18 protein-coding genes are annotated in these 19,568 nt (G+C 68.9%); 6 read left to right on the top strand and 12 right to left on the bottom strand.

Features of this window, described 5'->3' with window-relative positions:
- Window positions 1–29 precede the first annotated feature (29 nt).
- The 4 genes from JQX13_RS16165 to fdh form a co-directional block, all read right to left on the bottom strand.
- Window positions 30–1,637: an FAD-binding oxidoreductase gene (locus tag JQX13_RS16165; protein WP_203409905.1), complete on the bottom strand. Its 1,608-nt coding sequence runs from the start codon at window positions 1,635–1,637 to the stop codon at window positions 30–32.
- A gap of 78 nt (window positions 1,638–1,715) precedes the next feature.
- A complete protein-coding gene (gene nrfD / locus JQX13_RS16170; protein ID WP_203409906.1) occupies window positions 1,716–2,936 on the bottom strand; it encodes an NrfD/PsrC family molybdoenzyme membrane anchor subunit in 1,221 nt (406 codons plus the stop codon).
- The gene (locus JQX13_RS16175) at window positions 2,929–3,729 is read right to left on the bottom strand and encodes a 4Fe-4S dicluster domain-containing protein (protein ID WP_203409907.1); all 801 of its coding nucleotides are present in this window, start codon (window positions 3,727–3,729) and stop codon (window positions 2,929–2,931) included. Before JQX13_RS16175 ends, nrfD begins: the two co-directional genes overlap by 8 nt.
- 5 nt (window positions 3,730–3,734) lie before the next feature.
- Window positions 3,735–6,998, bottom strand: coding sequence for a formate dehydrogenase (gene fdh, locus JQX13_RS16180; protein ID WP_203409908.1), 3,264 nt, complete (start codon window positions 6,996–6,998; stop codon window positions 3,735–3,737).
- 326 nt (window positions 6,999–7,324) lie between these two features.
- Between fdh and JQX13_RS16185 the strand changes: the two genes are divergently transcribed.
- Both JQX13_RS16185 and JQX13_RS16190 read left to right on the top strand, forming a co-directional pair.
- A complete protein-coding gene (locus JQX13_RS16185) occupies window positions 7,325–7,948 on the top strand; it encodes a hypothetical protein (RefSeq protein WP_203409909.1) in 624 nt (207 codons plus the stop codon).
- 104 nt (window positions 7,949–8,052) lie between these two features.
- Window positions 8,053–8,994 carry a type VI immunity family protein gene (locus JQX13_RS16190; RefSeq protein WP_239014783.1) on the top strand — a complete coding sequence of 314 codons (942 nt, stop codon included), beginning with the start codon at window positions 8,053–8,055 and terminating at the stop codon, window positions 8,992–8,994.
- Window positions 8,995–9,012: 18 nt separating this feature from the next.
- Here JQX13_RS16190 and JQX13_RS16195 read toward each other — a convergent pair whose 3' ends face one another.
- The 5 genes from JQX13_RS16195 to JQX13_RS16215 form a co-directional block, all read right to left on the bottom strand.
- A complete protein-coding gene (locus tag JQX13_RS16195; protein WP_203409911.1) occupies window positions 9,013–9,207 on the bottom strand; it encodes a hypothetical protein in 195 nt (64 codons plus the stop codon).
- A gap of 225 nt (window positions 9,208–9,432) precedes the next feature.
- Window positions 9,433–9,960, bottom strand: coding sequence for a hypothetical protein (locus JQX13_RS16200; RefSeq protein ID WP_203409912.1), 528 nt, complete (start codon window positions 9,958–9,960; stop codon window positions 9,433–9,435).
- A gap of 54 nt (window positions 9,961–10,014) precedes the next feature.
- Window positions 10,015–11,001, bottom strand: a complete 987-nt coding sequence (locus JQX13_RS16205; protein WP_203409913.1) for a HEAT repeat domain-containing protein — start codon at window positions 10,999–11,001, stop codon at window positions 10,015–10,017.
- 14 nt (window positions 11,002–11,015) lie between these two features.
- Window positions 11,016–12,146, bottom strand: a complete 1,131-nt coding sequence (locus JQX13_RS16210) for a hypothetical protein (protein ID WP_239014784.1) — start codon at window positions 12,144–12,146, stop codon at window positions 11,016–11,018.
- Between the two features lie 250 nt (window positions 12,147–12,396).
- On the bottom strand, window positions 12,397–13,830 hold the full coding sequence (locus JQX13_RS16215; RefSeq protein WP_203409915.1) for a phytoene desaturase family protein: 1,434 nt from the start codon (window positions 13,828–13,830) through the stop codon (window positions 12,397–12,399).
- Between the two features lie 221 nt (window positions 13,831–14,051).
- On the opposite strand from JQX13_RS16215, the gene JQX13_RS16220 reads away from it, so the two are divergent.
- Both JQX13_RS16220 and JQX13_RS16225 read left to right on the top strand, forming a co-directional pair.
- Window positions 14,052–15,035 carry an SDR family NAD(P)-dependent oxidoreductase gene (locus tag JQX13_RS16220; protein WP_203409916.1) on the top strand — a complete coding sequence of 328 codons (984 nt, stop codon included), beginning with the start codon at window positions 14,052–14,054 and terminating at the stop codon, window positions 15,033–15,035.
- Window positions 15,036–15,117: 82 nt separating this feature from the next.
- Window positions 15,118–15,705 carry a Uma2 family endonuclease gene (locus JQX13_RS16225; RefSeq protein ID WP_203409917.1) on the top strand — a complete coding sequence of 196 codons (588 nt, stop codon included), beginning with the start codon at window positions 15,118–15,120 and terminating at the stop codon, window positions 15,703–15,705.
- Between the two features lie 16 nt (window positions 15,706–15,721).
- On the opposite strand, the gene JQX13_RS16230 is transcribed toward JQX13_RS16225, so the two are convergent.
- Entirely contained in the window at window positions 15,722–16,090 is a 369-nt protein-coding gene (locus JQX13_RS16230) for a hypothetical protein (RefSeq protein WP_203409918.1), read from the bottom strand.
- A gap of 198 nt (window positions 16,091–16,288) precedes the next feature.
- On the opposite strand from JQX13_RS16230, the gene JQX13_RS16235 reads away from it, so the two are divergent.
- Window positions 16,289–16,501, top strand: a complete 213-nt coding sequence (locus JQX13_RS16235) for a hypothetical protein (protein WP_203409919.1) — start codon at window positions 16,289–16,291, stop codon at window positions 16,499–16,501.
- Window positions 16,502–16,564: 63 nt separating this feature from the next.
- Here the strand turns inward: JQX13_RS16235 and fghA are convergent, their stop codons facing one another.
- Window positions 16,565–17,416: an S-formylglutathione hydrolase gene (gene fghA / locus JQX13_RS16240; RefSeq protein WP_275424999.1), complete on the bottom strand. Its 852-nt coding sequence runs from the start codon at window positions 17,414–17,416 to the stop codon at window positions 16,565–16,567.
- Window positions 17,417–17,429: 13 nt separating this feature from the next.
- Entirely contained in the window at window positions 17,430–18,545 is a 1,116-nt protein-coding gene (locus tag JQX13_RS16245; protein ID WP_203412050.1) for an S-(hydroxymethyl)glutathione dehydrogenase/class III alcohol dehydrogenase, read from the bottom strand.
- 128 nt (window positions 18,546–18,673) lie between these two features.
- Here JQX13_RS16245 and JQX13_RS16250 point away from each other — a divergent pair, with 128 nt between their 5' ends.
- A complete protein-coding gene (locus JQX13_RS16250) occupies window positions 18,674–19,567 on the top strand; it encodes a LysR substrate-binding domain-containing protein (RefSeq protein WP_203409920.1) in 894 nt (297 codons plus the stop codon).
- Window position 19,568: the final 1 nt, after the last annotated feature.

A 19,568-nucleotide genomic window follows, 5' to 3' on the forward strand; every position in this document is an offset into this window, starting at 1 on the left:
CCGCCGCCACCAGCCACGGAGAGTCTTCATCAAGGACCCACGAGGACACCCGGGTTGAGGATGCCATGGGGGTCGAGTGCCTGCTTCACGGCCCTCAAGGCGAGCGCGAAGGGCTCGGGGCGCTCGCGGTCGTACCAGGGGCGGTGCAGCCGGCCCACCGCGTGGTGGTGCGTGATGGTGCCGCCGTGTGCGCTCACGGCGTCGCTGGCGGCGTGTTTGAGCGCCATCCACTGCTCCCACTCGCCGCCGGGCCGGGCCGGGCCGAGGAACGTGTAGTAGGGCGCGGGCCCATCCGGGTAGACGTGGGTGAAACGGCAGCTCACGAGCCCGCCGCCGCAGATGCGCTCCAGGGCGCCGCGCACGGACTCGAGGATGGCGCCGTGGAGCGCGTCGAACCGGTCCCACGTGCAGGCGGTCTCGAAGGTGTCGGCGATGACTCCGAGGCTCACCATGACGTTCTGCAGGTAGGGGGCCTCGATGAAGGCCGAGCGCCAGCTCTCCGCGGCGCCACCGGGGCGGGCCCGGGTCCCGGGTTCGTCGGAGCGGTAGCGGGCGCCCTCGCGGCACTCGCCGCCGTGGGAGGCGGTGATGGCGAGCGCGCGCTCCATCTTCGCCCGCGGGGGATGGTCGGCGGACTCGAAGGCGAGCACGAGCACGCTGGAGCCATCGCCCGTGACGCCATTGAGGAAGGACTCCCGTTCGTCGAGCAGACGACAGTTGGAGGGGTGGAGGCCGGACTGGGAGAGCTCGCGGACGGCGCGCACGCCGGTGGCGAAGTCGGGGAAGAGGACGCTGGCGTTGGCGCGGAAGAGGGGGCGGGCCTGGACGCGCACCCAGGCCTCGGTGATGACGCCGAGCGTGCCCTCGGAGCCGAGCACGAGCCGATCCGGGGCGGGGCCCGCGCCCGAGGCGGGCAGGCGGCGCGTTTCGTGGAGGCCGCGCGGGGTGAGCATGCGGGTGGACTGCACCAGGTCGTCGATGTGCGTGTAGAGCGTGGCGAAGTGGCCACCGGCGCGCGTGGCGATCCACCCGCCGAGCGTGGAGAACTCGAAGGACTGGGGGAAGTGGCGCAGCGTGAGGCCATGCGGGGCGAGCCGGGCCTCGAGCACGGGCCCGGTGGCACCGGCCTGGATGCGGGCGGCGCGGGAGAGGGGGTCCACCTCGACGACACGGTCCATGCGGCGCATGTCGAGCGACACGGCGCCGTGGAAGCCCTCGCCGATGGCGGCCTCGACACCCCGGACGACGCTGGTGCCTCCACCGAAGGGGATGAGGGCCACGCGGTTGTCCGCGCACCACTCCATCACGGCCCGCACGTCGTCCTCGTTATGGGGACGGGCGACGAAGTCGGGAGCGGGGGAGAAGTCCCCGTGGAAGCCTCGCACGAGGTCTCCGTAACCCTTGCCGTAGGTGTGCGCGGCGCGGTCGCTGTCCTCGGCCGAGCAGAGCTCCGCCAGGGATTCGGGTGGAGCGACGCGGGGAGGAGGGAGGCGCGGGCTCGCGGCGGGCTCGCGGGGCTCCAGGTTGGGGCCCCCGAGGAGTGGGGACACCTGCTCGGCGAGGGCCCGCCGTGCCTCGATGTCCGGGAACTTGTCCGCGTAGCCCCAGCCCCAGATGCTCGTCGCGCGAGTGCTCATGTCGCGCGAGCGTAGTGGGTCGGCCGGGGAGCGGGAATCCAGGGGGCCGGAGGTGAGATGGGTGGTGAACGCGGCGGCTCAGGACTCGGGGGCCGAGGGGGGCTCCGGCTCCAGCTCTTCGAACCGAGCGGAGGATGTCTGTCTTCGAGGTGGCTCCGGTGACTCGCGCAGCACGGGCAGCGGGAACTCGAAGGGCCTCCCGTCCGAGGCGTGCGTGTTCCCCGTCACCTCGGCCGCGCCCATGCCCTCTCGTTGCGGCTGGAACGTGGCCTGAGGATCGCTCGCGGACGCCTTGCCCGCGCGGAACACCGCGAAGCGCGTCAGCAGCGCGCCCGTGGAGCCGAGCAGCGCGCCCGCCACCTTCATCCACCTGCGCCGTCCCGGCCACACGCCCAGCACGAGCGACGCCGCGGTACACGCCTTCGCCGCCTTCCACATCCGCCCCGTGGGGCCGTGCTTCAGCGGCCGCTCGAGCACTTCCAGCCTCGAGGCCTCGTGCTGCACCGCGACGCCCGCGAGCAGCTCGCATACCTTGCCGAGCGTGCTGAACAGGCGGAGTATCTTCTCCTCGCCGCGCGAGTGCGGCAGCAGCTCCAGGAGGCTCCCCGCGCTCGCCATCGCCGAGGACATGAACAGCAGGGGCAGCGTCTTGCGCGTGGCCTGCCAGACGGGGACCGCCGTGTTGGCGATGAGCACCGCCGTATACCCGGCGAGCGGGAATCCGAACAGGCCCGCTCCCAGCGCCGCCCCCTCGCCCGCGCGCCCCAACCAGCCGCGCCGGCCCGCGAACAGCAGGGACGCGGTGTTCATCGCTCCCGAGCCCGCCAGCACCCACGAGCCCACGCTCATGGGCGACGTGGGCCGGAACACCCGCATCATGTTCAGGAAGCGCTCGGGCCTGCCCAGGTCGTAGATGAGCAGCCCCGCGCTGACCATATCGCCCACCGTGCCCACCCACCGGCACTTGCGCCCCATGCCCTCCAGGTGCTTGCCGCCGGCCACGTCCGTCGCCGCGCCCAGCACGCTCGCCGCGCCCGCGACTCCTCCCACGTAGAAGTAGAGCGGGATGCTCCAGATCCACACGGGCTCCTTGAGCGCCGGTTGCCCGTAGTAGCTCGGCGACTCCGCGAGCACTCCCGACCGCGAGGGCCGCGTCCGCAACACCCCACGTGTGGGATTGGCCTCGTCGATGTCCCGCACCCGCTGCTGGGCACCCTCCCCGGAGAGCTCGCCCAACCGTGAGTCGATGTTGCGCCCGTCCTGGCGCTTCTCCAGATCCTCGGGCCGGATGTCACCCATGCGTCACCTCGCGTCCAAACAGCACCGCTCCGAGCGCCACCACGGCCATGCCCAGCGCGCCCCAGCCCATGGAGGCCCAGGCCTCCTTGCCCTTCATCGTGGGCACCACGGGATCGGGCGGCAGGTTGTAGACCTCGGGTTTGTCCACGAGCAGGAAGAACGCGTTGAGCCCGCCGGTGCCCGGCTGGCTCTCCGCGTCCGCGCCGTACAGGTACGCCTGCTCCCATCCCTTCTCATGGAGCTGCGCCACGCGCCGATATGCCCGCTCGCGCAGCTCGTCCACGTCTCCGAACTGGATGGAGGCGGTGGGGCACGCCTTGGCGCAGGCGGGCGTCATGTCCTCGCCCAGCCGGTCGTAGCAGAGCGTGCATTTCCACGCGCGCCCGTCGTCCTCGCGCCGGTCGATGACGCCGAAGGGGCACGCCGCCACGCAATAGCCGCAGCCGTTGCACACGTCCGGCTGGACATAGACGGTGTCGAACTCGGTGCGGATGATGGCGCCCGTGGGGCACGCCTCCAGGCACCCCGCGCGCTGGCAGTGCTTGCACACGTCCGAGCTCATCAGCCACGAGAAGTCCATCAGGCCCACCGTCTGGGTGGGCAGGGGCACCGGCCGCTCGACGAAGGCCACGTGCCGCCAGGTGGACGCCCCCAGGTGCCCCGTGTTGTCGTACGACATGCCGGTGAGCCGGAAGCCGTCATCCGGGAGCTGGTTCCACTGCTTGCAGGCCACCTCGCACGCCTTGCAGCCGATGCAGAGGGTCGTGTCGGTGAAGAAGCCCTTCTGTCCCATGGGCGCTACCTCTTCTCCTGCTGGGGTTTGTCCGTGGGCGGGCCGACGTCCTCGTGGTCCCTCCCCACTTCGCTGACACCCGGTGGCAGCGGCCATGGCTCCCAGCCCATGGCGGCGCGCCGGCCCCGGCTGCGTCTGCCGGGGAGGAGGTTGCAGGTGAGCGCCTTGGACTCCTGGATGGAGACGTTCGGATCCGCCGAGAAGTGCGTCAGATCATTGGCGCTCTCGCCCTTCGACCGCCCCGTGTAGCCCCAGTGGTACGGCAGGCCCACCTGGTGCACCCGCTTGCCGTCGAGCTGCAACGGGCGGATGCGCTCCGTCACCAGCACCCGGCACTCCACCTCCCCGCGCGCCGTGTACACCGTGCACCAGCCACCGTTCTCCAGCTCCACCTCGTCGGCCAGCTCCGGAGACACCTCGACGAACATCTCCGGCTGCAGCTCGCTCAGCCACGACAGCCAGCGCGACATGCCGCCCGCGGTGTGGTGCTCGGTGAGCCGGTACGTGGTGAGCACGTAGGGGTAGCGCGGGTCCTCCCACGCGCGGTGGTAGGGATTGTCCCGGCGCCGCCAGTCGTAGCGCGCCGGATTGCACTGCTGCCCGTAGAGGAAGTTGTGGACGGGGGACTCCAGCGGCTCGTAGTGCGTGGGCAGCGGCCCGTCCATCATCCCGCTCGGCGCGAAGAGCCAGCCCTTCCCGTCCGCCTGCATGATGAATGGATCATTCCCGGAGATGGACTCCAACCCGATGGCGCCCTTCTCGGGGCGGTAGGTGGGCGGTCGGTCGGCGATGTAGTCGGGCACGTCCTCGCCCGTCCAACTGCCCTTCTGGGCATCCCACCAGACGTACTTCTTGCGCTCGCTCCAGGGACGGCCCTCGGGGTCCGCCGAGGCGCGGTTGTAGAGGAGGCGCCGGTTGGCGGGCCACGCCCAGCCCCACTCGAGCGCCACCCACGTCTGCTCGCGGCCCGGCTTCTTGCGCGCCGGCTGGTTCACCCCGTCCGCGTAGCAGCCCGAGTAGAGCCAGCAGCCACTCGCGGTGGAGCCGTCGTCCTTCAACTCCTTGAAGCCACTCACCGGCTCGCCATCCGCCACCGTGTAACCGTTGATCTCCTTCAGCACGGCCTCGGCGTCGGGCTCCTGGAGCGGGCCCTTCGTCGGATAGTCCCAGGTGAGGGCCTGGATGGGCCGGTCCTTCTCCTCGGTGGAGTGCGCGTAGAGCTTCTTGAGCCGGCGCCCGAGCTCGAAGACGAGGTGCAGATCACTGCGCGCCTCTCCGGGTGGCTCCACGGCCTTGAAGTGCCACTGCAGCAGGCGCTGGGTGTTGGTGTACGAGCCCTCCTTCTCCGTGTGCGCGGCACAGGGGAAGAAGAAGACCTCGGTTCGAATGTCCTGGGGGCGCACATCGCCGCGCACCACCTCGGGGGCGGTGCGCCAGAACTCGGCCGTCTCGGTGAGGCTGAAGTCGTTCACCACCAGCCAGTCGAGCTTCTGCAGGGCCTTGCGCTGGAGGGCCCCGTTCATCGAGCCCACCACGGGATTCTCGCCCATGACGAAGTAGCCCTTCACGCGGCCATCGGCCATGTCGGCCACGGTCACCATGTGCGAGTGGTTGCCGGTGAGCTTCGGTATCCAATGGAAGCCCCAGTCGTTGTCCTTCGTGGCGGCGTCGCCGTAGTACGCCTTGAGCAGCGAGACGACGTACTTGGGGAACTCGCTCCACCAGCCGCTGGCCGACTCGTTGTCGTGGATGTACTGGTCGAAGCGCTGCGCGTCCGGCGCGTGCGGCATGGGGATGTAGCCGGGCAGCAGGTTGTAGAGCGTGGGGAGGTCGGTGGAGCCCTGGATGGAGGCGTGGCCGCGCAGGGCCATGATGCCGCCGCCGGGCCGGCCGATGTTGCCGAGCAGCAGCTGGATGATGGCGGCGGTGCGGATGTTCTGCACGCCCACCGAGTGCTGCGTCCAGCCCACCGCGTAGCAGAAGGCGCTGGTGCGCTCGCGCCCTGAGTTGTCGCAGAGCGCCCTGGCCACCTTCAGGAAGAGCTCCTCGGGGACGCCGCAGATGCGCGAGACGACCGCCGGCGTGTAGCGCGAGAAGTGGCGCTTGAGCACCTGGAAGACACAGCGCGGGTGCTGGAGCGTCTTGTCCCTGGACACCTCGGTGACGTTCTTGCCGCGCACGCGCCCGTGGCCGCCCGCTCCCGGCTCGCCGAAGAGCTCCTTATGGCCCGCGGCGGGCACCACGCCGTCCATGTTCTCGTACTGCCAGGATTGGGGATCGTACTTGCCCGTCTCCGGGTCGTAGCCGCTGAAGAGGCCATCCAACTCCTCGGTGTCCCGGAAGTCCTCGCGGAGGATGGCGGGCGCGTTGGTGTAGTTCACGACGTAGTCGTGGAAGTAGCGCTCGTTCTCCAGGATGTAGTGGACGATTCCCCCGAGGAACGCGATGTCCGAGCCCGCGCGAAGCGGCACGTACACGTCCGCCATGGCGCTGGTGCGGGTGAAGCGGGGGTCCACGTGGATGACGGTGGCGCCGCGCTCTCGCGCCTCCATCACCCACTGGAAGCCCACCGGGTGACACTCGGCCATGTTGCTGCCCATGATGACGATGCAGTCCGCGTTCTGCAGATCCTGCTGGAACGAGGTGGCACCGCCGCGACCGAACGAGATGCCCAGACCGGGCACCGTGGAGGAGTGTCATATTCGAGCCTGGTTCTCCACCTGGACGATGCCGAGCCCGGCGGTGAAGAGCTTCTTGATGAGGTAGTTCTCCTCGTTGTCGAGCGTGGCGCCGCCCAGGTGGGCAATCCCCAGGGTGCGATTGACGATCTCCCCCTTGGCGTTCTTCTCTTCCCAGGTGGCGTCGCGCGTCTTCTTCACGCGCTCGGCGACCATGTCCAGGGCCTTGTGGAGGGGGATGCGCTCCCACTGCATGGCGCCGGGACGCCGGTAGAGGACGGTGTCGAGCCGGTGGCTACCGGTGACGAGCTGGAAGGTGGCGGCGCCCTTGGGGCAGAGCCGGCCGCGGGAGATGGGTGAGTCCTCGTCACCCTCGATGTCGAGAATCCTCTCGTCCTTCACATAGACGCGTTGGCCACAGCCGACGGCACAGTAGGGGCAGATGGACTGGACGACCTTGTCGGCCTGGGCCGTACGTGGCTCCAGCTCGCGGCTGCGCTCGGACATGGCCGTCTCACCCAGGGCGGTGGAGTCCTTCTCCTGGAGTTGACGGATGAGAGGCCAGCGAGAGAGCAGGTCCAAGAGTCCCATGGCATGCCTCCGGGAGGACGAGGTTCCGACGAAAGGTGGGGATGGACGAGACGGGAAGCGAGGGGGGAGGGAGCTGTTCCGTGGAACAGTCACCGAACCCACCAGGCAACCGAGCGTGCCCCACTCCCCTCTCCCTCTGGGAGAGGGACGGGGTGAGGGTCGACAATCCACTCGGCCTGTCCTGCACTACCACTCCTCACGCGCCGCACGGTTCGTTCCCAGGCTCACGGTCCCGGTTCAACCAGTCGTGTGGTGCAGCCTGTGCCGCCCCCGTCAATGCAAGCACCGGGGAGTTCCTCGCTCCAACGGCGACCCGCGCCGGTCAGGTGCTCGACAAGGTCGTTCAGGTCGCGGAGGCCGTCCAGGGCCTCAACATCCTCGCGAGGGCCCTGTCCGGCGCGGAGCTGGATCTCGTCGAGGAGACTCTCAAGGATTGCGCGGCGCAGGCCCACGCTGACGTCAACGCTGCCTACCAGCAACGGGATGGGGGCTCGAAGTTCGAGAACGGCAAGTTTCCAAATGACGCCGAGTGCTTGAAAACAGTCGGGTTCGATGACTCGGGGGAAAATGTCTCCCTCGCCCAGGAGCTTGGCCGACTCAAGCACGCTGTGGCCTTTGCCTGCCTCAAGGTTCGCCTACCTCTGGACCTCCGTGAAAACTTCACCGTCGAGCCTCGCTACAAGCCGGACCCGGATGTGAATGGCGTCGTGCTGACCAACAAGGGTCTCGACACCCTCCATCCAGACTTCGTGGTGCACGGGACGAGGAATGCCACCGACGTGCAGTGCGTCTACGAGTTCAAGTTTCCCTGCCTCTCCTCCTACAAGCTGGACCCTCGCAAGTCTCCGGGAGTAAAGGCTCAACTGGATGCCTACCAGAAGCTCACGAAACGATGTCCCGCGGCCATCATCTCTCCCGGGGGGCTTTTCCAACACGGCATCCATCCATGACTTCACCCTTCCCTCGCATCCGCCATCGTGGACGTCGCCCTGGCTACGTCAAGCTCTGGAGTGGTGAAGAGCCCCGCTTTCCGCGGGAACTTCTCGCGCGAGACGTGGTTCGCTTCGCCTTCTACCTGCCCTACGACCACCCGGACATCGCCTCTGGGGTGAGTCATGCTGTCGAGAGCTATATGCGTGTTGTCGGGCAGGGTCCCAAGACCATCAACCGTGCCTTCACCAACGACGATGAAGGTGATGCTCTGCACGAAGAGCGCTGGAGCTATATCCGCCGTCTTCTTCTTCCCGAGCGGCCTTTCCGCTTCGTCGAGGAACTCAGCGAGCCAACTGCCAACCGATTGGAAAAGAGGGGCTATGCCACTCAGCTCATCTTCAACGGAGGCATCTTCAGCAGCAATGGCTACGAGCTTTGCTACCGGGCCCGCCTTCCCTGGCGTACGCCATCACCGGACTCCGTGAGCCTCCTCACCGCGACGTTTCCCACCGAGTACCTGGAGGTGCACGGCGCTGCGAGGGTGCGCGAGCTCGCCTTGGAGATGGCGTCCCAGCTTCGTTTCGCCTCTGGCCACGCCGGCCTCGCTCTCCACCTCTACGGGTCCCTGCGTCCCTCGGATGCGGCCCTCCGCGCCGAGTTCCTGCGTTATCCGGGGATCGATCTGCGCACGGCCTGGCTCGGCGCTCACCGGATGGGCTTGCGAGTCGATGGTGTCCACTGGCTCAACTTCCTCGCGCAACCCGTGCTGGGCCAGCTCGGTGGTGCCACTGCCCTACGCTCTCGTCTCCATGCCCCCGAAACCACCGTGCACGAACTCGAGGGCGACCGCGTCGTCGTCTCCCTCGGTGAAATGCCCGAAGCGGGAGACCTGTCCGCCGGGAAGGCCCTTCCCGCGTACCACGAGCTCGCACGGGTGCTGGAGCCCTGGCTCGAGCCTCCGCGGTTGTGGGAGCGCATCTGGCCCGGCGAGCCTGTGCTTCACTCGAGCCTGTGCTTCAGCGAGGACGAAGCTCGGCGCTGGTGGATGCGATTCCTCGATTGATGCGCCTCGCGGGCGGGCTCAGGCCTGCGCGACTTCGTACGTGATGCGCAGCCCCCGGTGGGTCATCGTGACGAGCGGACGGCCGAACCAGCCGCAGTACTTGCAGACGCCGTTCGGTCCGGACGCGGTGACCCGCACCGGCAGGTCCGCCGCGCACACGGGGCAGCCCTCGGGAATCATGTAATCGCGTGGCGTTGTCTGAACGTCGGTCATTGTTTCTAGGTAATGCAGGCATCGCGCTCCGCAACGTCGCGCGACGACTCTTCCCGGCAACGTCCGCGTGCAAGGGCTCGGCTGCCTGCTCGGGCTCTCTCGCGAGCACGGCGCTCCGGGAACCGGGTCGTTGGAATCTCGTGCGTCCACCCCACGAGGAACCGGCGAGGGAACGGCGCCCGGTGGCGCCGCTCCCCGGCCGGTGTCGGGCCCCGCACGCTCCGCTCAGTCGAGGTAGCCGAGCGTCTCGCTGCGATCCACGTACTCGCCCTTGGTGGTGTAGTTCGCGTACCAGGACGTGTCGTTGGAGCCGTTCAGGTCGTACTGGATGTGGCTGTGGGGACCGGTGACGTTGCCGGTGCCGCCCTCGTCACCGACCTGGCAGCGGTCGCACGTACGGTCATACGAGTTGGCCGTCTTGTTGAAGTGCCAGATGCGGAAGGTGTACCCGTTCGCCCAGATGTGCTTGACCTCGTTCTGGTTGCCGCTGCCGTTCCCGTAGCAGACGTTGGTGCTGGTGCGGATGGTCACGTTCCAGGAGACCGAGCCCACCACGCCCGTCTGGACACCCCAGTAGTTGCAACCGGAACCGCTGGCCACGTCGATCGCGCCGTGGAACGAACCGCTCGAGTAGTACGTGAGGGCCGTCACCGTGCCCGGGTGCGGAGACCGGACCTCGTGCGCGGTCACCGCCGTGGGGAGGATCGCCAGGGACGCCAGCGCCGCCAGGGACATCTTCATCGTCTTGCGCATCGTCGTTCCTCTCGGGCCGGTTCACGGCCCGCGTGGAGGGGGGAGGTTGCTGTTCTACGGAGCCTGCTGCAGCCGCTGCTTCTCCCTCAGGATCAGGCTCCACTCCTGAAGGCCCATGTCGAGCACTCGGATCCACGTGTCGACCTCGGGTGCCAGGCTGGGGTCGACGTCGCGCAGCCGCCGCAGCTCGGGCACCGCGCTGGAGAAGCCGAGCTGCGCGATGCTCCGCAGGAGGGCCTTGCGCACTCCGGGGTCGCGCTCGTCGCGGTACATGCCGAGCAGGGACTCCCGGGCGCTCGCCATCTGCTCCGCGCCCACCCCGCCCAGCGCGGTGGCCGCCGCCGCGCGGACCCCGGCATCGTCGCTGCGCAGCAACGACTGAATCCCGCTGGCCGAGCCGGCGCTGATTTTATGGGTGTCGATATTGCCGAGAATCTTCGCCGTCACCTGGGGATCCGCGGAGGCCACCGCGGCCGCCACCGCGGTGTTCGAGGCCGGGCCGTGGTAGCCCGAGTAGACCTGCTGGATGTCCTCGACGATGTTCGTCGCGGCCTCCTGGCGCACCTCGGGCGAGGCGTCCCTCACCAGGCGCTCGTACATGTCCCCCGTCTTCTCGAGGGCGCTGGTGCGCCGCATCGCGCGCACGGTGGCGGCGCGGAGGGCCGGGTCGGGTTCCTCCAGGACCCTTCGGACCACGGCCTCCATGGCGCTGGGGTCCGCCTCGCGCTCGGTGCGCGCGACCAGGGCGGCCGCCAGGTGCTCGGCCATGAGCGGATCCCTCTCCCGCTCGAAGGCCGCCTGGAGCTCGCCGCCGGGCAGGTTCACGGCGGACTCGCGCAGCAGGGTCCGCATGTATTTCTTGTAGGCCTCCGACTTCGAGTGGAGCCCACGGCGGATGGAGTCCATCAGGCCCTCCACCGAGCAGGTCTCCGCTTGGAGGGCGGGCGCCGGGCCCGGGGAAGCCGCCCGCGCGGCCGTGGGCAGGAGAGGGCTGAGCGTGAGCGCCAGCAGGAGGGGGCGGAAGGAAGGGGGGCGTGTCATGGGGGCTCCCGTGCTCAGTCGTGGCGGTCGAGGCAGTGGAAGGGATCCTGCTCGGGCAGGCTGTTCCACAGCCGCACCCAGTCTTGCGTGCCGCTCGCGTAGAGCTGCTCGAAGGCCTGGTAGAGCGGCTGGAAGCGCGGGTCGGCGAGGGCCATGTTCGCCATGACCGGGAGCGCGTCCCTGCCGGCCACGCGAGCGGAGAAGCGGAAGAGGGCCCAGCGCACGCACACGGACGGGTCGGTCTCGAAGGTCTTCGCGAACAGCGCCAGCACCTTCTCCTTCTCCGGAGAGAGGGAGAGGAGGTGCGCCGCCACATCCCGGCCCGCCTCGTTGCCCTCGGAGGTGAGGATCCGGGCGTAGCGCTCGGTGCTCCGTGCATCGAGGAGGGGCGCGACGTGCATGGGCATCATCTGCCCCAGGTAGCGGATCTGCTCGTCGGGGGACTCGACGCCGATGGTGAGCAGCCTGTCCAGGTAGGGCGCGAGGTCGCCGTTGCGCCGGGCATCGTGCTTCATGACCCGCCCGATGGTGCGGGCGGCGGCCCAGCCCGCCTCGCCGGAGGCCGGGTCGCTGGCGAAGGTCGCGAGCCGGTCGAGCGCGGCCGGAGCGAGCTTCTTCTGCGTGTCCAGGGCCGACAGGATTCCCGCGCGCCGCTCCGGAGCGATGCGGGCGTCCAGGCCCATGTCCAGGAGCTTCGCCGAGACCTGGGGGAGGTGGACGGCCTCGGAGTCCCTCACGGCCGTCAGGAACACCCCGAACGACTTGCCCTCGGCGTCGAGGGCCCAGTCCACCACCTGGAGGGCCCGGCCCGCGTCGTTGCCGATGAGCTCCGTGAGGCGCTCCTTCAGGTAGTTGCGCACGAGCGGATCCCTCGCGCTCAGCAGGGGGGCGGCCCACTCGCGGAAGTTGTCGAGTGTCACCTCCACGTTGAAGCGCTCCAGGTCCCTCCAGCAGGTCGTCGCGTCGAATTGCGCGCCCCGGGCCTCTCCGCTCGCGGCTTCGGGCCCGGTCTGGCCGGGGGGGCCCGTCCTCCGGGTGGCGCCCTGTTTCGGGTCCTTGGGCGCGGCGGCCTGCCGTGCCTCCGCCGTGTCCGCCTCGTCACCACCGCCACGGCGGAGCAGCGCCACGCCGGCGAGCAGGGCCACGAGGCCAACCCCGGCAATGAGCAGCGGCCCGCGCCGACGCGGAGGCGCGTCTGTCCGGGGTGAAGTGGAGCAAGGGGGGGCGTCTGGGGTCATGGCGGTCGGACCGGTCGGGAGGTTCCTGCTCTAGGACCTCCCGATTTCGCCAACGGCTCATAAAAAGGAATTTCGGGTGATTTACCCGAGACCCGACGCTCCTGTACGGACAGTAAATCCATGAAAAACGGAAGTCCCACATGAAGGGAGCGGGAGCTCACCCCTTGCGCCACACCTCGCTGGCGAGCAGCGCGCGCGCGGCGAGGAACCCGCACAGCCCGTGCACTCCAGGTCCGGGAGGCGTCGAGGACGAGCACAGGTAGAGGCGCGGGTCCGGCGTGGCATAGGGCACGAGCCGCGCCAGGGGCCGGGCGAACAACTGCATTCCCTCCAGCGAGCCGCCGGAGATGTCGCCGCCGATGAAGTTGGGGTTGTAGGCCTCGTACTGCGCGGGCGAGCGCGTGTGCCGGGCGAGGATGCGCGCGCGGAAGCCGGGGGCGAAGCGCTCCACCTGGGCCTCAATCCGCTCCGTCATGTCCTCGGTGCAGCCGTTGGGCACGTGGCAGTAGGCCCAGCCGGTGTGCTGGCCCGGGGGCGCGCGGCTGTCGTCGAACAGCGTGTGCTGGGCCAGGAGCACGTAGGGGTACTCGGGAGCCTCCCCGCGCGAGATGGCGGCCTCGCTGGCGGAGATCTCCTCCAACGTGCCACCGAGGTGCACGGTGCCGGCGCGGGCACACGCCTGCGCACTCCAGGGAATGGGACCGGAGAGGGCCCAGTCCACCTTGAAGACGCCGGGCCCGTAGCGGAAACGCCGGAGCTTCTCCACGTAGCGCGGCGGCAGCTTGTGGCCGGCGAGCTTCACGAGCTGCGCGGGCGTCACGTCGAGCAGCACGGCGCGCGAGCGCGGGAGCTCGTCCACGTTGTGCACGCGATGGCCGGTGACGACCTCACCGCCGAGCGCGCGCAGGTAGCTGACGAGCGCGTCCACGAGCTTCTGCGTGCCGCCGCGAGGGAAGGGCCAGCCCACGGCATGGCCCGAGGCCATGAGGAGGATGCCGAAGGCGGAGGTGAAGGGGCGCTCGAGCGCGGAGAAGGAGTGCGCGGCGGAGCCGGCGAAGAGGGCGCGCGCCAGGGGCCCCTGGAAGGCGTTCTCGGCGAGCGAGCGGGCGGGACGCAGGGCACGCAGGCCGAAGCGGGCGAGGCGCAGCGGACGGCGGGGGACGCGCAAGGGGTCGCCCAGCTGCGCCATGACGTCGTCGAAGGCGCGCACCATGGGGCGCATCCACTTCCCATAGGTGTCCGCGTCGGGGCCGAGCCCCCGGGCGGTGGCCTCGAGGCCGCGCTCGAGCACGGCGGCGGTGCCGTTCTCCAGGGGGTGGGCGAGCGGGGCGTCGGGGTGCACCCACTCCAGGCCGTGGGCGTCGAGCGGGAGCTGGCGGAAGAAGGGCGAGGCCGCGGCGAGCGGGTGGATGGCGGAGCAGACGTCGTGGACGAAGCCGGGGCGGGTGAGCTCGGCCGAGCGGGCACCACCGCCGGGCGAGGGGGCTGCTTCCAGCACCCGCACCGAGCGTCCCGCGCGAGCCAGGGAGATGGCGGCGGCGAGCCCGTTGGGGCCCGCGCCCACCACGACCGCATCGAGCACCGAGCTCATATGCGTAATCTCACCCGACCTGACGGGTTCGCGAGGAAATGGCCATCGCATTGCGTTCACCAGTGGACGTCTGGAGTCGTCTGGCGCCAGGGGACCCGGGCGGGCAGGCACGGGGAGCAGGGGGCGGGGTGCGCGGAGGGGGCGGGAATTCCCATCCTCCCGGTTGGAATCGCGCGTGAACGCCGGGCACTCCTCCGGGGTTCGAGACACAGGGAGAGGACATGGCTCGCCAGGACCTGATGGGCAAGGTCGCCATCGTGACGGGGGCGTCGAGCGGGGTGGGTTGGCAGTCGGCGGTGCGGCTGGGCGAGGCGGGGGTGAAGCTGTGCGTCACCGCGCGCCGGGTGGAGGCACTGGAGAAGCTGCGCCACCAGATGGAGGAGCGGGGCATCGAGTGCATCGCGGTGCCCGGGGACGTGACGATCCAAGGGGACGTGGACCAGGTGGTGCGCGAGTGCCTGGCGCACTTCGGCCGTGTGGACATCCTGGTGAACGACGCGGGAGTGCAGAGCTACGGGCTCTTCGACGAGCTGCCGTGGGAGCACATCACGCGCATCTTCGACATCAACTGCTTTGGCTTCATGCGCTTCGCGCGGGCGGTGCTACCGCATTTCCGGGCGCGGGGCAGCGGGCACATCCTCAACATCCAGTCGATGCTGTCGAAGGGCTCGGCGCCACTGTTGTCCGCGTACAGCGCGAGCAAGCACGCCACGCTGGGGTGGGCGAAGAGCCTGGAGCTGGAGTTGATGGGGACGGGCATCCAGGTGTCGAACGTGCTGGTGCCCTCGGTGGACAGCAACATGTTCGCGCACGCGCCGACGATGTTCGGCCTGGCGCCCAAGCCGGTGCCGCCCACGTATGACGTGGACGTGGTGGCGCGAGCGGTGGTGCGGTGCGCGATGCGCCCGGGGAAGACGGTGGTGCCGGTGTTCCTCCAGGGCAAGCTGATGCTGTGGCTGAACCAGCTCTTCCCGTGGGTGGGCAAGGCCATCATGGGGCAGTGGGGCGCGCGGATGCAGATGCGCGACGTGCCCGTCACCCGGCCCAAGGGCAATCTCTTCCACGCGATACCGCAGGGGGTGGGCCCTCACGGGCCGGTGCCGCCCACGCCACTGTGGAAGCGCATTTCGGCGACTGCGGGGCTCGCCGCGCTCGTAGGTGGCTTGGTACTGAGCGTGGCCGGACTGGCGCGCGCGGCACGCTGAGCGAGGCCTGCCCTACCTCTCCCGTCAGACCTTCCTGTAGAATGCGAGCGGTCAGGCAGCAAGGCCTGCGGGAGGAGCGGACATGGGCAGGGGAAAGCGTCCAGCCACCTACGAGGACATCGAGGCGCTACCGCCGGGGTGGGTGGGGGAGATCATCGACGACGAGCTGTGGGCCTTTCCACGGCCGGCGAAGTGGCACGCGTGGGTGGCTTCGGCACTTGGGGGGATGTTGGGCAATACCTTCAGCTATGGGCAGGGAGGCCCGGGTGGCTGGTGGATCCTGTACGAGCCGGAGCTGCACTTCGGTCGGCAGGTGTTGGTGCCCGACCTCGCGGGCTGGCGCCAGGAGCGTGCATCCGGACTGCTCGAGCGGGATGATCCCTTCTTCGACCTGACGCCCGATTGGGTCTGTGAGGTGTTGTCGCCCTCCACGGCCGCATTGGATCGTGGGCGCAAGTTGTCCCTCTACTACCAGGAGGGGGTGAGCCATGCCTGGCTGGTGGACCCGCGGGCTCACACCCTGGAGATCTACCGTCGAGGAGAGCAGGGCTGGCAGTTATCAGCCCGTCATGGCGGCGCAGAGGTGGTCCGCGCCGAGCCATTCGATGCCGAGCCGCTCGACCTGGGGCGACTCTGGGCTCCACGGTCTACTCCAGCGCCTGGGCCCTGATGCTTCGGAGGGTTGCTCACTCCTCCGATTCCAACTCCTCGATTGTGGGGAAGCGGATGAAGACCCACTCGCCGTCGGGCATGCGCGCGACGTTGTAAAGAGTCCCCGCTACCCCCAGGACGGTTTCATGGGGAACTGTCCACTGGGCCCGCAGCCATGCAAGGGCCGCGTCCCGGCATGCGAAGGAGTGCTGGGGCTTCGGCCAGGCTTCTTCAGTGTCGAAGATCCTGGCGAACTCCCAGAAGTCTTTCATCCGGCCGATGTGCTGGATGAAGTGGAGCGCCTTGGCTGCGGTCTTGATGGTGGTCTCCGCATCCGGTTCGCTGGAGTGCTGCCCGGCCAGTACTTCGAGGGTGTTGCAGAGGTTTTCCAGCTTGGAATCCATGTCACTCCACGTATCGATGGAACCCATGGGCACGATTGCGCAGGTCGGGTTCGCTATTCTACCTGTGAAGTGGGACGCGGACTAGAATTCTCCGTGCATGTACCTCACTAGAGAACCCGGCTGTTCGGCCGAGTCTGGACGGCGGGAGAAATGGTCATCGTCCGTTATGACGAGGCTCAGGTTCCTGGAGGGGAGCGAATGCCCTTCTGTGCCGAGGTCGATGACAGCGGCGGGCAGGAGAAGAAGCCGGAGTCTCCCCCTGGCGTGGCCCTCATCCAGGACAATTTCGCTGCCGTGAGGGCCGTCTCCCGCTATGGCGAAATCGATTTCTCCAAGGAGCGGGGCAGGGTCTACCTCTACAGGACCATCGAGGATCTACCGCCGGAGGTGCGTGGCAAACAGAAGCAGTGAGCCGCGCCCCTTCGCCGGGCGGAGACGTCTCTCCCGGCGAAGAGGTCATTAGCGTTCTCCGCTTCAGCCGAGCAATGCCTGCGCGTGGTGGCGCAGGTGGTCGTCGATGAAGCTGGAGACGAAGTAGTAGCCGTGGTCGTAGCCGGGCTGCCGGCGCAGGGTCAGCGGATGTCCCGCGGCGGCGGCGGCGCGCTCCAGGGCCTCGGGCAGGAGCTGGGTGGCCAGGAAGTCATCGGCGTCTCCCTGGTCCACCAGCAACGGCAGCTTCTCCGTCGCCCCGGTGATCAGCGCGCACGCGTCCCACTCGCGCCACGTGGTCCGGTCGGGCCCCAGGTAGCGGCTGAAGGCCTTCTCGCCCCAGGGGCAATTCATCGGGTTGCTGATGGGCGCGAACGCGGACACCGACAGGTAGCGCCCCGGGTTGCGCAGCGCGCACACCAGCGCCCCGTGCCCGCCCATCGAGTGTCCGCTGATGCCTCGCTTCCCGTTCACCGGGAAGGTCTTCTCCACCAGCGCGGGCAGCTCGTGCACCACGTAGTCGTGCATGCGGTAGTTCCGCGACCAGGGCTCTCGCGTGGCGTTGACATAGAAGCCCGCCCCGTGCCCGAAGTCCCAGGCGCCGTCCGGATCTCCCGGCACGTCCTTGCCTCGCGGGCTGGTGTCGGGCACCACCAGGGCGATGCCCAGCTCCGCCGCGAGCCGCTGCGCCCCGGCCTTCTGCGAGAAGTTCTCGTCCGTGCAGCTCAGCCCGGAGAGCCAGTAGAGCGCCGGCACCTGCTCGCCCCGAGCCGTCTTCGGCGGCAGGTAGATGGCGAACGTCATGTCGCAGCCCAGCGTGCTGGACTTGTGGCGGTAGCGCTTGAGCCAGCCTCCGAAGCTCTTGTGGCTGGAGACGACCGTCAGGGTTTCACTCATCGCGGCCTCCGGCTCAGCGGTTGAACAGGAGCACCGAGCGGATGCTCTTGCCCTCGTGCATCAGGTCGAACGCCTTGTTCACCTCTTCCAGTCCCATCTTGTGGGTGATGAAGGTGTCCAGCTCGAACTCGCCGCGCATGTACCGGTCGACGTAGCCCGGCAGCTCGGTGCGTCCGCGCACGCCGCCGAACGCCGAGCCGCGCCACACCCGCCCCGTCACGAGCTGGAACGGCCGGGTGGAGATCTCCTCGCCCGCTCCCGCCACGCCGATGATGATGCTCTCGCCCCAGCCCTTGTGGCAGCACTCGAGCGCCGAGCGCATCACCTGCACGCTGCCGATGCACTCGAAGGAGTAGTCCACGCCGCCGTCCGTCAGCCCGACGATGACCTCCTGGATGGGCCGGTCGTAGTCCTTCGGGTTGATGCACTCGGTGGCCCCGAGCTGCTTCGCCACCTCGAACTTCGCCGGGTTGATGTCGATGCCGATGATGCGCGAGGCCTTCGCCATGACGGCGCCGATGATGACCGACAGGCCGATGCCGCCCAGGCCGAACACCGCCACCGTGCTCCCCGGCTTCACCTTGGCCGTGTTGAGCACCGCGCCCATGCCCGTCGTCACGCCGCAGCCCAACAGGCACACCTTCTCCAGCGGCGCCTCCTTGGAGATCTTCGCCACGGCGATCTCCGGCAGCACCGTGTACTCGGAGAAGGTGGAGGTGCCCATGTAGTGGAGGATGGGCTGGCCCTTCTTGGAGAAGCGCGACGTCCCATCCGGCATCAGGCCCTTGCCCTGCGTCGCCCGGATGGCCTGGCAGAGGTTCGTCCGGCCCGAGCGGCAGAACTTGCACTCCCGGCACTCGGGTGTGTACAGCGGGATGACGTGGTCACCCGGCTTCACCGAGGTGACGCCCTCGCCCACCTCCTCCACGATGGCGCCGCCCTCGTGTCCGAGGATGACCGGGAAGAGGCCCTCGGGATCCTTGCCGGAGAGCGTATAGGCATCCGTGTGGCAGACGCCCGTGGCCACCATGCGCAGCAGCACCTCGCCCTTCCTGGGCGGAGCGACGTCGATCTCCTCGATTTCGAGTGGACGGTTGGCGGCCCAGGCGACGGCGGCGCGGGATTTGATCATCGGAGGGACTCCTCTGCGGGGGGTGAAGTGCCTCGCTAGCTAATCCATGGGGGCGGGTGGATCTTCATCGCTCCGGGAAAAGATTGTTGCCGTCCAGGGATAATCCCGTGGCAGATGGACCCCGCATGAACCGGTGGGAAGGAATCGACGAGTTCGTCGCCGTGGCCGAGACGAGCAGCTTCTCGCGCGCGGCCGAGCGCCTGGGGGTGTCCTCCTCGCACGTGAGCCGGCAGATCAGCCGTCTGGAGGACAGGCTCCAGGCGCGGCTCTTCTACCGCACCACCCGGCGCGTGTCGCTGACGGAGGCGGGGCACACCTTCCTGGCCCATTGTCAGCGGCTCGCCGAGGAGCGGGACGAGGCCTTCCTCGCGGTCAGCGACCTACAGGGCACGCCCAAGGGTCTACTGCGCATGACGTCGGCGGTGACGTACGGCGAGCGCTTCATCGTGCCGCTGGTCAACGCCTTCATGGCTCGGCATCCCGGGCTGCGCGTGGACATCCACCTCACCAACCAGACAGTGGACCTGGTGCAGGAGGGGTTCGATCTGGCGATCCGGCTCGGCCGGCTGACGGACTCCACGCTGGTGGCGACGCGCCTGGCGCCGCGGTCGATGTACCTGTGCGCCGCGCCGGAGTACCTGGAGCGCTACGGCACGCCGCACAGCCTCTCGGAGCTGGAGCGCCACCCGTGTCTGATTGGCACCACGGATGCCTGGGTGTTCCAGGACGAGCAGGGCCACGAGCACGTCTTCCGGGCGCGCGGGCCGTGGCGCTGCAACAGTGGCGCGGCGGTGCTGGATGCGGCGCTGCGGGGCTTCGGCCTCTGCCAGCTCCCGGACTACTACGTGCGCGAGCACCTGCGCTCGGGCCGGCTCATCTCCCTGCTCGAGGCCAACCAGCCGCCGAACACCGCCGTCTGGGCGCTCTATCCGCAGAAGCGGCACCTCTCGCCCAAGGTTCGCCTGTTGGTGGAGCACCTCAAGCGCGAGCTGCCGCTGCTGCCCGAATACCGGGCCTGAC

Origin of the sequence: Archangium violaceum (assembly GCF_016859125.1) — a bacterium.
GTDB classification, from domain to species: domain Bacteria; phylum Myxococcota; class Myxococcia; order Myxococcales; family Myxococcaceae; genus Archangium; species Archangium violaceum_A.

Excerpts from the sequence above, each read along its gene's own strand:
- JQX13_RS16165 (WP_203409905.1), bottom strand. The coding sequence starts at position 1,637 with ATGAGCACTCGCGCGACGAGCATCTGGGGCTGGGGCTACGCGGACAAG.
- nrfD (WP_203409906.1), bottom strand. The coding sequence starts at position 2,936 with ATGGGTGACATCCGGCCCGAGGATCTGGAGAAGCGCCAGGACGGGCGC.
- JQX13_RS16175 (WP_203409907.1), bottom strand. The coding sequence starts at position 3,729 with ATGGGACAGAAGGGCTTCTTCACCGACACGACCCTCTGCATCGGCTGC.
- JQX13_RS16195 (WP_203409911.1), bottom strand. The coding sequence starts at position 9,207 with ATGACCGACGTTCAGACAACGCCACGCGATTACATGATTCCCGAGGGC.
- JQX13_RS16200 (WP_203409912.1), bottom strand. The coding sequence starts at position 9,960 with ATGCGCAAGACGATGAAGATGTCCCTGGCGGCGCTGGCGTCCCTGGCG.
- JQX13_RS16205 (WP_203409913.1), bottom strand. The coding sequence starts at position 11,001 with ATGACACGCCCCCCTTCCTTCCGCCCCCTCCTGCTGGCGCTCACGCTC.
- JQX13_RS16215 (WP_203409915.1), bottom strand. The coding sequence starts at position 13,830 with ATGAGCTCGGTGCTCGATGCGGTCGTGGTGGGCGCGGGCCCCAACGGG.
- JQX13_RS16220 (WP_203409916.1), top strand. The coding sequence starts at position 14,052 with ATGGCTCGCCAGGACCTGATGGGCAAGGTCGCCATCGTGACGGGGGCG.
- JQX13_RS16225 (WP_203409917.1), top strand. The coding sequence starts at position 15,118 with ATGGGCAGGGGAAAGCGTCCAGCCACCTACGAGGACATCGAGGCGCTA.
- JQX13_RS16230 (WP_203409918.1), bottom strand. The coding sequence starts at position 16,090 with ATGGATTCCAAGCTGGAAAACCTCTGCAACACCCTCGAAGTACTGGCC.
- JQX13_RS16235 (WP_203409919.1), top strand. The coding sequence starts at position 16,289 with ATGCCCTTCTGTGCCGAGGTCGATGACAGCGGCGGGCAGGAGAAGAAG.
- fghA (WP_275424999.1), bottom strand. The coding sequence starts at position 17,416 with ATGAGTGAAACCCTGACGGTCGTCTCCAGCCACAAGAGCTTCGGAGGC.
- JQX13_RS16250 (WP_203409920.1), top strand. The coding sequence starts at position 18,674 with ATGAACCGGTGGGAAGGAATCGACGAGTTCGTCGCCGTGGCCGAGACG.